The 15,254-nt window shown below is 43.5% G+C and carries 12 protein-coding genes; 5 read left to right on the top strand and 7 right to left on the bottom strand.

All coding sequences use genetic code 11. From position 1 onward, the window contains the following. Positions 1-340 precede the first annotated feature (340 nt). Positions 341-2,422 carry a glycoside hydrolase family 10-like protein gene (locus tag AC5JMF_RS05030; protein WP_495794629.1) on the top strand — a complete coding sequence of 694 codons (2,082 nt, stop codon included), beginning with the start codon at positions 341-343 and terminating at the stop codon, positions 2,420-2,422. A gap of 192 nt (positions 2,423-2,614) precedes the next feature. Here AC5JMF_RS05030 and AC5JMF_RS05025 read toward each other — a convergent pair whose 3' ends face one another. The 5 genes from AC5JMF_RS05025 to AC5JMF_RS05005 form a co-directional block, all read right to left on the bottom strand. Beyond that, positions 2,615-3,748 carry a 30S ribosomal protein S1 gene (locus AC5JMF_RS05025; RefSeq protein ID WP_495794628.1) on the bottom strand — a complete coding sequence of 378 codons (1,134 nt, stop codon included), beginning with the start codon at positions 3,746-3,748 and terminating at the stop codon, positions 2,615-2,617. A gap of 283 nt (positions 3,749-4,031) precedes the next feature. Beyond that, complete coding sequence (locus AC5JMF_RS05020) at positions 4,032-4,136, bottom strand: photosystem II reaction center protein T (protein WP_495794627.1); 105 nt, start codon at positions 4,134-4,136, stop codon at positions 4,032-4,034. Positions 4,137-4,237: 101 nt separating this feature from the next. Further along, positions 4,238-5,767, bottom strand: coding sequence for a photosystem II chlorophyll-binding protein CP47 (gene psbB, locus AC5JMF_RS05015; RefSeq protein ID WP_495794626.1), 1,530 nt, complete (start codon positions 5,765-5,767; stop codon positions 4,238-4,240). A 301-nt stretch (positions 5,768-6,068) separates the two neighbouring features. Further along, positions 6,069-6,383, bottom strand: a complete 315-nt coding sequence (locus AC5JMF_RS05010) for a hypothetical protein (RefSeq protein ID WP_495794625.1) — start codon at positions 6,381-6,383, stop codon at positions 6,069-6,071. Then, the gene (locus AC5JMF_RS05005) at positions 6,347-6,673 is read right to left on the bottom strand and encodes a hypothetical protein (RefSeq protein WP_495794624.1); all 327 of its coding nucleotides are present in this window, start codon (positions 6,671-6,673) and stop codon (positions 6,347-6,349) included. Before AC5JMF_RS05005 ends, AC5JMF_RS05010 begins: the two co-directional genes overlap by 37 nt. A 618-nt stretch (positions 6,674-7,291) precedes the next feature. On the opposite strand from AC5JMF_RS05005, the gene AC5JMF_RS05000 reads away from it, so the two are divergent. Continuing rightward, the gene (locus AC5JMF_RS05000) at positions 7,292-8,929 is read left to right on the top strand and encodes an ABC transporter substrate-binding protein (protein ID WP_495794623.1); all 1,638 of its coding nucleotides are present in this window, start codon (positions 7,292-7,294) and stop codon (positions 8,927-8,929) included. A 210-nt stretch (positions 8,930-9,139) separates the two neighbouring features. Further along, positions 9,140-10,165 (top strand): ABC transporter permease, encoded by a 1,026-nt coding sequence (locus AC5JMF_RS04995; RefSeq protein ID WP_495794622.1) that lies wholly within the window; start codon positions 9,140-9,142, stop codon positions 10,163-10,165. Between the two features lie 160 nt (positions 10,166-10,325). On the opposite strand, the gene AC5JMF_RS04990 is transcribed toward AC5JMF_RS04995, so the two are convergent. Next, positions 10,326-12,023: a protein kinase domain-containing protein gene (locus AC5JMF_RS04990; protein WP_495794621.1), complete on the bottom strand. Its 1,698-nt coding sequence runs from the start codon at positions 12,021-12,023 to the stop codon at positions 10,326-10,328. Positions 12,024-12,713: 690 nt separating this feature from the next. Between AC5JMF_RS04990 and AC5JMF_RS04985 the strand changes: the two genes are divergently transcribed. Then, positions 12,714-13,733, top strand: a complete 1,020-nt coding sequence (locus AC5JMF_RS04985; RefSeq protein ID WP_495794620.1) for a ribose-phosphate pyrophosphokinase — start codon at positions 12,714-12,716, stop codon at positions 13,731-13,733. Between the two features lie 154 nt (positions 13,734-13,887). On the opposite strand, the gene AC5JMF_RS04980 is transcribed toward AC5JMF_RS04985, so the two are convergent. Further along, the gene (locus AC5JMF_RS04980; protein WP_495794619.1) at positions 13,888-14,094 is read right to left on the bottom strand and encodes a type II toxin-antitoxin system HicB family antitoxin; all 207 of its coding nucleotides are present in this window, start codon (positions 14,092-14,094) and stop codon (positions 13,888-13,890) included. Between the two features lie 319 nt (positions 14,095-14,413). Here AC5JMF_RS04980 and AC5JMF_RS04975 point away from each other — a divergent pair, with 319 nt between their 5' ends. After that, entirely contained in the window at positions 14,414-14,977 is a 564-nt protein-coding gene (locus AC5JMF_RS04975; RefSeq protein WP_495794636.1) for a Uma2 family endonuclease, read from the top strand. Positions 14,978-15,254 lie beyond the last annotated feature (277 nt).

Raw genomic sequence — 15,254 nt, 5'->3', positions numbered from 1 at the left:
GTTGGCTTCCTCACCCGCCAAGAAATAAATTTCTTGGCTAATAGCTCAAGTCTACTGAAGTAGACTCAAAATCTTGGGGGATATTCAGTCATCTTTAGATGACTTTCGCTATTAGCAAGGAACTGAAGTTCCTTGCGGGACATCGGTTCTATGTTAAGTTGACACCAATGGCTTTTCGGCCCATCCCACAAGAGGAGAATTAATGCAGTATTTTAAGGCAGTTGCGCGACTACCTGAAAAGCTAAAAAGATAAAGTTTATACGATAAAACAGCAGCGATCGCTTCGATCTTGGTAAATTAGCAGAAGCAATCAAATCAAGGCTAGCTAGCTGCAATCACAATGGTATCTAGTTCTACTTCCTTCTCGGATATTCAAAACCATTGGGCACGCCCGTTCATCGAGGCCTTGGCGGGGCGTGGTATATTAAATGGATATCCCAATGGCACTTTCCGCCCGGATAACTCAGTCACTCGCGCTGAGTTTGCCGCTATTATAGGGGCTGTCTTTGCTCTACCTCCCAAGCGGCAATATGTTCCTTTTGTTGATGTCCCAGCTAATCACTGGGCAATAAATGCAATTAAAAAAACTTACGAAACAGGGTTTATCTCTGGATACCCCGATAAACGCTTCCGCCCCAATGATCGGATTTTTCGGGGCGATGTTTTAGTAGCTATAGTCAATGGTTTGGATTTAGCCGCTAAGATCCAGCCTGACTTGCTGAATGCATTACCACAAATTTATCAAGATGCAGCTGCGATCGCAAGTTATGCTAAAAATCAAGTAGCGATCGCTACTCGTGTCGGATTAGTCGCCAGTCACCCCAATATCAAATTACTCAACTCGACCATAGCCGCAACTCGTGCTGATGTATCGGTGATCATTTATCAAGCTTTAGTCTATCTGGGTAAAGCACCAAAGATTAACTCCGCCTATATAGTCGTCCCCCAAACACTCACAACACCAACACCGACGCCAACACCGACGCCAACACCGACGCCAACACCGACGCCAACACCCACACCTATACCTGCTGGTAGTATCAAAGTTAGCCATCGGCGTGAGTTCCGGGGGGCATGGGTAGCATCTGTTTGGAATAGTGACTGGCCCTCAAAAGCAGGACTCCCCGTTGCTCAACAAAAAGCCGAACTCACCGAGATTATTAATAAATTACAAGCGCTAAATTTCAACGCCTTAATCTTGCAAGTGCGGCCAGAGGGAGATGCTTTGTATGCTTCTCAATTAGAACCCTGGAGTGCTTGGATTACAGGAACTCAAGGGAAAGCACCAGAACCATCTTACGACCCATTAGAGTTTGCGATCGCAGAATGTCACAAGCGTAATATTGAGCTTCACGCTTGGTTCAACCCCTACCGCGCTAAAACCAGCACCAAAAGTTCGCCCAATGTCCGCCCCCACATAGCTGTAACTAACCCAGAAGTAGTTTACCAATGGGGTAGTCAGTTGTGGATGGATCCAGGTTTGAAAATTGTGCAAGATAGAGCCTACAACGTCATTCTTGATGTTGTGCGTCGTTATGATATAGATGCGGTTCACTTGGATGATTATTTTTATCCCTATCCCATCCAAGGTAAGTCTTTCCCCGATGAGAAAACCTACGCCGCTTACAAAGCATCTGGTGGTGGACTCAACTTAGGCGACTGGCGACGGGCAAATGTTAATCAAATGGTACTACGCCTATCTGAAGGAATTAGAGCCACAAAGCCCTACGTCAAATTTGGTATTAGTCCCTTTGGTATCTACCGCCCTGGACAACCAGCAGGGGTGACTGGCTTGGATGCCTACGAGGTGCTGTATGCTGATTCTAAGAAATGGTTAGAACAAGGTTGGGTGGATTATATCGCCCCTCAACTTTACTGGCGTACTGACCAAACAAAACAGAGTTACCAAGCATTGCTGAAATGGTGGACACAAGTCAATCCCAAGCAACGACACATCTATGCAGGGAACAATATCGGTCAATTGGACGGTAAAGCTTGGAAGAATGAAGAAATTGAAAAGCAGATTAAGATTAGTCGCAATCTGGCGGGAGATTTGTCACTAGGGAATATCTTTTTTAGTATGAGTGCGATCGCTGACAATCGCCAAGGCATTTATGACAATTTCAACAATTCATATTATCCTAAACCTGCACTGGTACCTACGATGTCCTGGCAAAATCCAATATCACTAGCCCCACCAAAAGAATTACAAGTCAAAAACAGTAAACTAAGTTGGCAGCCTGGTGACGATAAACCAGTTCGTTCTTGGACACTGTATCGCAAAAGTGGCGACACTTGGACACTCCAACGGGTTTTATCAGCTGGTACAACCTTTGCCACCGTCGAACCAGGAACCTATGCTGTGTGTGCAGTAGATAGGTTAGCCAATGAAAGCGGGGGTGTAGTAATTTCAGTCAGTTGAGCAATTTGCCATAGCTCACAAACTTGCTCAACTCCTAGAATCAGAATCATCACTATCAAATGGGTAACACTCAAATATTCCATTTTACTGAGGGATTTGATGCGTTTGGCGTTCCCTCAGCATCAAGGAATTACGCCATAAAAAAAGAGGGACTTTCCCTCTGTGTAGGTTATTTATTTGTAGAACAACTTCTTATTCATCAATAGCTGGTGGGATTTCTTCATCAAGTTCTATTGCTGATGGAATCTCTTCATCCACTTCGGTTGCTGGTGGGATATCTTCTTCAACCGCAGCTACTACAGTTTCAGTTGCTTCCGTTTCTTCAGTTACTTCAGTTACTTCAGTTGCTTCAGTTGCTTCAGTTACTTCAGTTACTTCAGTTGCTTCAGTTGCTTCAGGTACTGCGGGTGCTGCGGTAGCACCTTGCTGTTTAGCTAGTAGCTGTTCTCGATACTTAGCAGCCATTTCTTCTGCTTTGTCGTAAACCAAATCGCGGTTTTTAATCATGTCACCGGGTTCTGGTTCTAGCTGCTTGGTAGACAAGGAAATCCGACCCCTTTCTGCATCCAAGTCAATAATCATCACCTTCACTTCATCATTGACATTGAAAACGCTGTGAGGTGTATCAATATGCTCGTGGGAGATTTCGGAGATGTGCAATAGACCACTGACGCCGCCGATATCAATGAATGCACCGTAAGGTTTGATGCCACGAACTGTACCAATTACTACTTCGCCAACTTCCAAGCGGTTCATCTTGCGCTCAACTAGCGCTCGACGATGAGATAGAACTAGACGGTTACGTTCTTCGTCTACCTCTAGGAATTTTAAGGGCAGTTCTTCGCCTACTAATTCTTCTTTGGGCTTGCGGGTGCTGATGTGGGAACCGGGGATAAAACCACGTAACCCCTCGATTCTGACCAATGCCCCCCCACGATTGGTTGCAAACACGCCAGAGCGGACAGTTGCATCTTCTGCTTGCAACTGACGCACGCGTTCCCAAGCCCGCATGTATTCAATGCGACGAATGGAAAGGGTTAACTGACCATCTTCATTTTCATCGGTGAGGATGAAAAATTCTCGCGTTTCGTTTGATTGTAAGACTTCTTCCGGGCTGTCTACCCGGTTAATAGACATTTCTTGTATAGGTATATAAGCTGCTGTTTTAGCACCTATGTCAATCAGAGCGCCGCGCGGCTCTATACTGAAAACTGTTCCTGGTACAATATCTCCAGGGCTAAAATGATAGTCGTATTTGTCTAGTAGAGCAGCGAAATCTTCGTGAGTGAATCCAATTTCTGTAGCGGTTAAGTTCTGATTGACCATGCTGATTTGTTCCTGCTTTTAGTCTCCGTAAAGGTTGTGTGGCAAGTGCGATGTATATGCAAGCATTTTTTTGGCAGTCTACAACTACATCTCTTCTCATCCTAGCGTAGAAAAGCTAGCCATAACACATATTAAGTCCCAGAAAAGAGATCATATCACATCTAACAAGATTAGTCAGTGGTTAATGTTCCAAAAACAACTGACAATCAAATACCCGCTGCCACCATGCCTGATAGCAACGGGTACTAGGTTTACATTTCCTTAAAAATCTGGTGTCTGCAAACTATTTATCTTTTCTCTCAAAGCGGGGGGGTTCGCGAAATGCGATCGCAAAGAAAAGAACACCTAATGCCAGGGTCAAAATCAAGATGTATGCAACGCTTTCCATATTACTAGTTCCTTCCTATCCAGCCAGTAATAATAGTGTATCAAGCTAGGGGATTGGGTATTGGGTACTGAGTATATTCGCAGTCCCCAGTACCCAGTTTGTTAGAGAGCTTCCTTCCGGCGGGTTGATTTGTCACCCACTTTTTGGAATAGACCCCACTCAACTTGCTCTTCTAGATCCGCGTCAACACCAGCAAATACATCTCGGTAGATTGTCCGAGCGCCATGCCAGAGATGACCAAAGAAGAACAACAGAGCAAATACAGCATGTCCAAAGGTAAACCAACCTCTGGGGCTGGTACGGAATACACCATCAGAGTTCAAGGTTTCCCGGTCAAATTCAAAGATTTCGCCGCCTTGAGCCTTACGGGCATATTTCTTCACGTCAGCGGGATCTGTAAAGGTTTTGCCATTTAAATCGCCACCGTAGAAACTAACGGTAACGCCAGATTGCTCAAAACTATACTTAGATTCTGCGCGACGGAAGGGGATGTCAGCACGGACAATGCCGTCTGCATCGGTCAAAATGACTGGGAAAGTTTCAAAGAAGTTGGGGAGACGGCGCACGGTCAACTCCCGACCTTCGGAATCTTTGAATACGGCGTGACCTTGCCAAGACTGGGCAATACCATCGCCCTTGACCATTGGCCCTGTACGGAATAGACCACCTTTAGCGGGGCTATTACCGACATAATCGTAGAAAGCGAGTTTTTCGGGAATCTGTGACCAAGCTTCGGAGAGACTTGCACCTTGAGCAACGTCATTTTGGACGCGACGCTCAATTTCTTGACGGAAGTAGTTTTGATCCCATTGGTAGCGGGTAGGGCCAAACAGCTCAATGGGGGTAGCAGCGTTACCGTACCACATAGTACCAGCAACAACGAAAGCGGCAAAGAATACCGCTGCAATACTGCTAGAAAGTACGGTTTCAATGTTCCCCATCCGTAGTGCTTTGTAGAGCCGTTCGGGGGGTCGTACTGAGAGGTGGAATAAACCAGCAATAATACCAACAACACCGGCGGCAATGTGGTGAGCCACAATCCCACCAGGGTTATATGGGTTAAACCCACCTGGCCCCCATTCTGGCGCTACTGGCTGGATGCTGCCAGTGACACCGAAGGCATCAGAAACCCACATTCCTGGGCCAAATAATCCGGTGAGGTGAAAAGCACCGAAGCCAAAGCAAAGTAAACCAGATAAAAATAGGTGAATGCCAAACATTTTTGGCAAGTCTAGTGCAGGTTCGCCTGTGCGGGGATCTCTAAATAGTTCTAAATCCCAGTAAACCCAGTGCCATACAGCAGCTAGGAACAACAAACCAGAAAGAATAATGTGAGCCGCAGCAACACCTTCAAATGACCAGAAACCAGGGTCAGTTGCTGGGCCACCTGTAACGCTCCAACCGCCCCAAGATTGGGTGACGCCTAGACGTGACATGAAGGGTAGCACGAACATACCCTGACGCCACATAGGGTTAAGAACAGGATCGCTGGGGTCATAAATAGCTAGTTCGTATAGTGCCATCGAACCGGCCCAGCCTGCCACCAAGGCTGTGTGCATCAAGTGTACAGAAATCAATCGCCCTGGATCATTCAGAACGACTGTGTGTACTCGGTACCAGGGTAGTCCCATCGACTACGCTCCTCCTCGACGAGTTAGTTTACAAAGCAGTTTTCTTACTGAGGTTTTGAGGTGCGAAAACCCTGTCCTTGGGGGATTTATGGGTTAATAGTCGCTTAGGTTGGGCTAACCTTACTAAGCGGCTATCTCACCGCCACTCATAAAACTCTCTGTTGTTTTTTTATTGCCAGAGCCTGAGTCAGACCACAGCTTAGTCTTGTGAGTTAGACAGAGTGGTCAGTCTGGCGATGCTAATACACTTGGGGTACTGTAACCCGTAGGATAGCGATCGCCAAGCAAAAATGAGAATGTTTTAAAAAGTGTAACTATTGATGGAATTGTTTGCAAGCGTGTAAATTGATGCGATCGCGTAGCATGTCAGTGTTATTTCGCTACCAACCCCAGTCAGAGATTTGATTTGCGTATTGTTACGGTTAGTGGGGATGAGGGGGATGAGGGAGACGCGGGGACGCAGGGACGCGGGGACACGGAGAATAATCAATTCCCCATTCCCCAGTCCCCAGTCCCCAGTCCCCAGTCCCCAATCCCCAGTCCCCAGTCCCCAATCCCCAATCCCCAGTCCCCAATCCCCTACTGCACCACCAATTGAATATTTTGCAGTTGGCACTTAGTCTCAGCTTTACCAAGGCGTTCGATGACTTGTTCGGCACTCATCAAACGCTTGAGTACTACTTGACCGATGGTTTTACTGGCTACTACTGGTGTTGTTGGCTTCACTTCTACGGTGAGAATGGCTTCTTCCACTCGATAAAGCCATAGCAATTCATTTTGTTCTACTAAACAAATATTCATTCGCTGAATATCTGGTTGGCGTCGCCATGCAGTTATTTGCCAAAGTCCATCAGATGCCCATACTCTGGCAACTATCCATCCCTCAGATAGAAAGAAATACTTCACTGTTTTAGTCTCACTATTTAAACTTTCAATCTGTTGTTCACAATGATGTTATGAATACGAGATTTTAAGTGGAGTTATGCAGCTTATGCCTCAGCAGCAACATCCAATTCTTGATGCATAGCACTTGAGCTACGGTCAAAGCTTAACAAACCTGTTCCCTGATGACTATGAATTTACGATAAATTTAGTCTACATTTTGAATTTAATAAACAAAAACTTTTGCACACTTAACAAATGACAAATTTTGTTTTTTGTCAATGATTGTTTGTAACAAAAACAATGTGCTTTTTTTAATTTTAAATTTACGCAAAAAAGGCATTTAAACCATCAATTTTACGTATGAAAAAGTAAAATCTTGCTAACCACGATACCTAGCGTGAGTGTTAAGCGTCTTGGTTTTAATTTTTAATTCTCCCTGAGAGGGTTGACAAATATTAATTTAGTTATGTGAAGAATTGGGTGTATGAGCCATAGATATAGTACGATTACTGACCGAAGAAGGCTTTGTTAAGGAACTCCAACAAATAAATTATCTAACTTAACTCAATCAAAACGACTTTCTCTCTCCCTGCCCCCTGCTTCTTAATTTGACCACTAATTTCAAAAAATTTTAATGCTATGGCCTGGTTTTCCTTGTCCGTGAACCGATGGGGTCGAATCATACAATTGTTATCTTTATTCTGTTTATGTTTATTTTTAGTCGTTAGTTGCAGTTCTCAACAAAATATCACTACCCCAGCACCTACTTCTACAGGTAGTGGTCGCATTACTATAGGTACAACGCAGAAACCGCGTACGCTTGATCCAGCTGATGCTTATGAGTTAGCATCCTTGGGTCTGGTGTTTAATATGAGCGATCGCCTCTACACCTACGAACCAGGAAGCACGGAAATTAAGCCTCAACTCGCTACAGCATTACCTAAAGTCAGTTCAGATGGTTTAACTTATGCTATCCCCCTACGCCAGGGAGTAGTCTTTCATGACGGCGCACCCTTCAATGCAGAGGCTATGGCGTTTAGCATTAAGCGCTTTATTGAAAATAAGGGTAAACCCGCCTTTTTGCTATCGGAAGTGGAATCAGTGCAAGCTACAGGTGAGTATGAGTTGACTCTCAAGCTGAAAAAACCTTTTGCAGCTTTTCCCTCGCTACTAGCGTTTTCTGGGGTTTGTGCAGTTTCACCCAAGGCTTATGAAATTGGTGAGGGAAAATTTCAGCCGAATATTTTTGTGGGTACTGGCCCTTATAAATTAGCCAATTTTGGCCCGGCATCAGTACAATTTGATGTTTTTGAAAATTATTGGGGAAAAAAGCCAGTTAATAGCGGTATTAACGTGCAAATTCTCAGCAGTGGGGTGAATTTATATAATGCTTTCCGTAAAAAAGCAGTAGATGTGGCTTATCTTTCTATGGATCCTGATCAAATTCGCAGTTTGGTAGAAAAAGCCAAAAAAGGTGATTGGCAAGCAATCCCGAATCAGGGTAGTGTGATGACCTACATGGCGATCAATCGCAATCAAAAGCCTTTGGATAACCCAGCTGTGAGACAAGCGATCGCTGCAATGGTGAATCGTTCGGTAATTCAAGAGCGAGTCTTGTATAATCAATCTGAAGCAGCCTACAGTATGATACCAACGACTTTAGATGTTTCCCTGCCAACTTTTAAAAAGCAATATGGCGATAGCAATACAGAAAAAGCTAAACAACTACTGACATCAACCGGATTCTCAAAAACCAATCCAGCAAAGGTAGAAATTTGGTATCGTGCTAGCTCTGCTACTAGCAGTTTAACGGCTATAGTACTTAAAGCTTTAGCTAAGAAAACATTAGACGGGATTTTGCAATTTGATATCATTGCTGTCGATTCTTCGACATTTTATCGACAGATTCCTAATGGTTTATATCAAACAGTTTTGTTTGATTGGTATCCCGATTTTTTGGATGCAGATAATTACATCCAACCATTTTTAGCTTGTGACAAAGGCTCAATAAAAAAAGGATGTCAAGACGGTGGTAGTAAGTCTTTGGGGTCTTTTTATTATAGCGATCGCATGAACAAACTCATTGATCAACAACGTCAAGCACAAAACCCAGAAGCTCGTAGTAAACTATTTGCCGAAATCCAAGAAATAGTAGCAAATGAAGTACCTTATGTTCCCCTTTGGCAAAGCAAAGACTTTGTTTTTGCTCAAAAAGGTATGAACGACGTTCAACTAGATCCCACCCAAAATTTAGTATATAAAACGATTACAAAGTAGTCATTTGTCATTTATCTAGTTACCAATTCCTAATACTTCTACTTCTCCTGTCAAAGACGCTACGCGTAGCTTGCTTTACCTTTGGGGTACGCTTAGTACAAGTCCCCAATTACGAATTACGCGCTTCGCAGCGTAAAGCCTACGGCATAGCTTCGCTTAGAGCGAGTCCTCGAGCGTCATTACGAATTACGAATTACGAATTACCCATATATGTCTCGTTCAAAAGCCATAACATATTACATAACTAGTCGCCTGCTTTTAGCTCCACTCCAGTTGTTAACTATTGTCACAATCGTTTTTCTTATACTTAGAGCTACACCAGGAGATCCAGCGGATGCAATTCTTGGTGGACGTGCGCCAGAAAGTGCTAAGGAAGAATTACGTAAACAACTCGGTTTAAACCTTCCTATTTGGTTACAATACCTCAATTATTTAGGGAAGTTACTACAACTCGATATGGGAAGTTCTATTAGTAGTCGAGGCCAGAAAGTATGGGATATTATCTGGCAACACTTCCCAGCAACGGCAGAGTTGGCGGTATTTAGTATTGCAACTGCTTTGATTGTCGGTATTGCGGTAGGTACAATTTCCGCTTCTCGTCCTGGAACACCTCTTGATGTAGGCGGCAGGTTATTTGGCATTATCACTTACTCACTGCCGATGTTTTGGGCGGGAATGGTTTTGCAATTAATTTTTGCAGTTCAGCTGGAATGGTTGCCTTTAGGAACACGCTTTCCCGCAGTTCTGCCAACACCACAAAATTTGACTGGACTATACACAATAGATAGCTTGTTACACGGCAATCTCACACAATTTTTTACTGCTTTGTACTATCTGATTCTTCCGAGTTGCACACTGGGAATTTTGCTAAGTGGAATTTTTGAGCGAATTGTGCGAGTGAATTTAAAGCAAACCATGCAAGCAGATTATGTAGAAGCAGCCAGAGCAAGAGGCATCCCTGAACAAAAGATTTTATTTTCCCACGCTTTAAAAAATGCTTTAATCCCAGTAATTACAGTTTTAGGATTGACATTTGCTTCTCTTTTGGGCGGAGCAATTTTGACTGAGGTAACATTTTCCTGGCCAGGATTAGCAAATCGCTTATATCAAGCGATTACCGAGCGGGATTATCCAACTGTACAGGGAATTATGGTATTTTTTGGAGCGATCGTGGTAACGGCAAGTATCTTAATTGATATTTTAAATGCTTATGTAGATCCACGAATTCGCTATTAGAGAAAATAGGGAGTGGGGAGTGGGGAGTGGGGAGTGGGGAAGAAATATTTTCGACGAAACCCACACAAAGGGATTTGAAATACCTAATTTTTGGTTAGTCCACGGAGGTGGATTAAGTTTTGTGTAGTAGCGAATTCTATTCACCCAATACTTTTAAAACTTAAGGCAAATTTCTGTCCTCAGAAAATGGTTCTAGTGTTTGATTAACTGGAGGAATATTTTGTTCTTCGCTAGTTGTGGGCGTTGGTGTTGGTATTTCTGTAGGGGTTGGTATTTCTGTAGGGGTTGGTGTGAGTGTGGGCGTCAATGTGGGCACTAGTGTGGGTATCAGTGTTGAGGTTGGTGTAGGTGTTGGGTTAAAGGGAGTTTCTAAAGAAACATTAAGGCTATAGTTACTAGCAGCAATTCCCGGATTGAGGCGTAACTCGATGGTGTATTTACCAGTTGTAGGTAGTGTCCCCTCATAAGATATTACTTCTTGTGATTGACTATCAATTGGTTTTTGATTGGGAGCTAAGATTGATAGTAAAATATCGCTGACTGGATCAACAATGACAGTGACAATTTGCCCCTTTTCACCCGCAAAAGTGTACTGAATAGTTTGGTTGGACTTGATAGTGTCCTCAACTAAAGTGATGTTAGTTGGCCCTAAATTGAGGCGTCTACTGTACACAACAGGCTGATCGTTGGTAAATATGGGTGTAGTAGGCGTAGGTGTAGATGTAAATGTTGTGCCACCAGAAACAACTGGTGAAGGGAAAGTTTGTGGTACTGCTTTTTCTGATGTATTCGACTGACTGCGGATAGCACTCACCAAGGCCCAAGAACCAAACCCAGCTAAGATAACTACAGCACTGCCAATAGCAGCGATCGCTAATGGATTATCTAAAACCGAGCGTTCACGGTTAGATGGAATTACTGGATCAGGTTTATCAGACGCAATCGGTGATTGTACTGAATCGGCGTGACCCACAGCCATCGTTTGGAAATTGGACACATTGGGCGCTGGGATATCGGGTTGATCGAGAAATTGTAACGCTTGAGCTACATCAGCGGCACTTTGGTAGCGATCGCCTGGTGCATAATTTAACATGCGATTCAAAACCAAAGCAAATTGTGGATTAACTCTTACCCACCTCTGCCAATGCCAACCTAGCTGGTTTTCATCATAAAGATTAGCTGGTTCTCTACCAGTCAACAACACAATCGCTGTCACCGCTAAAGCATATAAATCGCTACAAGCAAGAGCTTGCCCAGTTTGCATTTGCTCACTAGGAGAGTAGCCTAATTTTCCCACAGTAGTGACTGACGACGCGCTATCTGGAGATTGCAATCGCGTAGCCAATTCTTTGACCACCCCAAAATCAATCAATACAGGCTTGCTGTCGCCATCTCGCAAAATAATATTTTCTGGCGAAATATCTCGGTGAATAATCCCCCGGCTGTGAATATGCTCTAAGACAGGCAGCAAAGAGCGAACTAACTGCAAAATTTCTATCTCTGTGAAGGTTTCTCCTACAGCTTGTCTCTCACTCAGCAAAGTCCGGTAAGTCTTACCTGCAATATAGTCTTGCACTAAAAACAACCGCTGGTCTTGCTCAAATCGTTCACGAAATTTAGGAACTTGTGGATGGTCTATTTGATACAAGATCGCGGCTTCTCGGTGAAAAAGCTCTTGCGCCTTTTGCCAAGCCTCAGCCTCCATTGCCGCTGAAATCAATTCTTTGAGGGCGCAAAGCTCGTTAAAGCGCCTCTGGTCTTCTGCAAGATAGGTTCTACCAAATCCCCCCTGTCCGAGAATTTGAATTATGCGGTAACGATTTTGTAAGACAGTGCCAATTGTGATGGGTGGTTGCATGATCAATTGATTGAGTATATTTGCAACTGCAAAGAAAGTTACTTAAAGGATGAAGTACTTAGAAGAAAAATCTATATACGTAGCAATGGTAAACTCCGCTACTAAAAACTTCCAATACCCCGCGTTATTAACTGCCACACGCTTGATACACAAAGCACAGGCTTTTAAACACTGTAGCAATTTTACCCAAGATGGGCTGAAAGCATAAAAATAAGAGCTTTGTGGGAAATGCAGATGCTCTTGGAGCTGATGACTGTAAATTAAAATCTAAAATCAAGTCTGCTAGTTTATTAATTTGCCGCTAGTATCATAGAATAATCAGCTGCACCTTAGACGCTTATTTATAAGTGTTTTACTCTTTGGGAATCAATTTCAATATCACTCAAGCTGTCAAGACTTTACTCTCAGTTAGGAATAAGGTAGTTAGAAGCAGGAATCTACCATACCAAATTTTTGTCAGATTGGGGTTGTTGATCTCAATCCTAAAAATTTAAACAATAGAGCTAGTAGACAGAATTGATGTCAGTTAAACTCATAATGGTTGGTTCGTCAGAAAGATTAGATCATTAGCGAATGATAGTTTTATGGAGAAATGTTTAAAGTTTGTATGAAAGCTTCAACAAAACTCACAGATGTTTTCTTAGTCTATTTTTCGGTTAAATCTGCTAAATCTCTGATGATAATATTGCCATGAATGCACATCGAGGATCTGCTGTGCTTAGTTCTACCGCTTTTAAAGTGCAGCCGACTACAACAGGACTGACTGAGAATCATCGCCTACGGCTGTTTTCTGGCTCTGCCAACATACAACTGTCTCAAGAAGTTGCTCGTTATTTGGGCATGGACTTGGGGCCAATGATCCGTAAAAGATTTGCGGATGGAGAACTTTACGTTCAAATTCAAGAATCGATTCGGGGTTGCGATGTATATCTGATCCAGCCATGCTGTCAACCTGTTAACGATCATTTGATGGAATTATTGATTATGATCGACGCCTGTCGTCGAGCTTCCGCGCGACAGGTAACAGCAGTAATTCCATACTATGGCTATGCTCGTGCCGATCGCAAAACCGCAGGACGAGAGTCAATCACTGCCAAGTTGGTTGCTAACCTCATAACTCAAGCAGGTGCGGCTCGTGTTCTGGCTATGGATTTGCACGCAGCCCAGATTCAGGGCTATTTCGATATTCCCTTTGACCATGTTTACGGTTCACCAGTTTTACTCGATTACCTAGTGAGCAAGCAATTATCTGATATTGTGGTTGTCTCTCCCGATGTCGGTGGTGTGGCGCGGGCTAGAGCATTTGCAAAAAAGCTCAATGATGCGCCTTTAGCCATCATTGACAAACGTCGCCAAGCTCATAATGTCGCCGAAGTCTTAAATGTCATTGGCGATGTCAAAGGCAAAACCGCAGTTTTAGTTGATGACATGATCGACACTGGTGGCACAATTGCCGAGGGGGCAAGATTGCTACGTGAAGAAGGAGCAAATCAGGTATACGCCTGTGCAACTCACGCCGTATTCTCCCCACCCGCGATTGAACGTTTATCTTGTAGTGGTTTGTTTGAAGAAGTTATCGTCACCAACACAATTCCTATGGTAGAAAGCAACCGCTTTCCACAATTAGTAGTGCTTTCGGTAGCTAATCTACTAGGGGAAACCATCTGGCGGATTCACGAAGATAGTTCAGTTAGTAGTATGTTCCGCTAATCAAGAAAAGACTGTGATTTTTGTTATAAAACAAGAGAGCAGGGACTAGGGAACAGGGAACAGAATGTTCCCGTTCCTTTTGAGTTTCTGACTCAATTGGGGACTGACAAATAATAAAATATCCCATCGCTGCAAGCAAGCGATCGCACACTACTCACACAACCACCAGGAATGTTTCAAAACTTTCTTCTGGCACAGGCAAACCATCTTCCTCTAGGGCAGCAACATAACCTGTAATAGCCTCCTTAATGTTTGAAAGAGCTTCCTGTTTCGTTTTACCCTGGCTAACACAACCTTTAAGGCTTGGACATTCCACAACCCAGTAGCCATCTTCATCTCGATACATGATTACCTGCCTCATATTCTGGCCCACGCTCAAAAACTATCTATTACCATCTTTAAATTTTAAGTTTTAAGCACTTCAATGTAGCTGCGCCATAGAACAACACCTGAAGAAACTGCTTGAACAAGTACAATTTAGAAGCGTCTGATTCAAACTCTATTGGTTTGTGGAATAACAAATAGAGTCAAAGTAGTGTATTTTTGAGGAGTCTTAAGCTGTCGCGCTTATAAATTGCACTATGATGTTGTAAGTAAAAGCTTCAAACCCTCCCCCTTGCTCCCAGCCCCCTGCTCCCCTGCGGTCTCAACGCGCAAATTAAATGCTTAGCAGCTTACATATGGTACAAACTCCTACTCAATCTCTGACGCTAGAAGGGTTTCTCCAGTTGCCAGAGACAGAACCAGCTAGTGAGTACATTGATGGGCTAATTATCCAGAAACCGATGCCACAAGGAGAACACAGTGTAATTCAGACTGAATTAGCGCCTGCAATTAACTTAGTCGTCAAACCCAAACAGATTGCACGGGCTTTTACAGAACTACGCTGTACCTTTGGTGGACGCTCAACTGTACCTGATATTGCCGTGTTTCTCTGGGGTAGAATTCCACGCCGGGAAAATGGTGGAGTTGCGAACGTTTTTGCGATCGCTCCAGATTGGACAATCGAAATTCTTTCACCCGATCAAAGCCAAACCAAAGTTACCAAAAATATTCTGCATTGCCTGAAGCATGGAACTCAAATGGGATGGCTAATTGATCCAGATGAACAATCTGTGTTTATTTACCTACCGGATCAAGCGACTACTGTTTATGATCAACCGGAAACACGATTACCAGTGCCGGAATTTGCCCAAGACTTTCACCTCACAGTAGCAGGTCTATTTAGCTGGTTGACGGAGTGAGGGACAAAGAGGATAATAACTGATGGATATTATTAACACATAGTATATCAGTTTCAGCAATTTTGCTGAGAACATCTTGAGCAGAATTCAAATCAGAATTCATCATCCAAGCCAATACAGCATTTCTGTAAGCTAGGGTTCGATAGCTTGATTCTCAATTTCTTCTTGGTTGGGGTTAAATCCCCATTACAAAACTTAATTACGCGCTTCGTAGCGTAAAGCTTGCGGTATAGCTTCGCTTAGAGCGAGTCATCGATAGCGTTAGCAAAGCGGTAGC

Source organism: Desmonostoc vinosum (assembly GCF_059505385.1).
The sequence above is the reverse complement of the archived record's forward strand: the minus strand, read 5'-3'. Positions and strand labels throughout refer to the sequence as shown.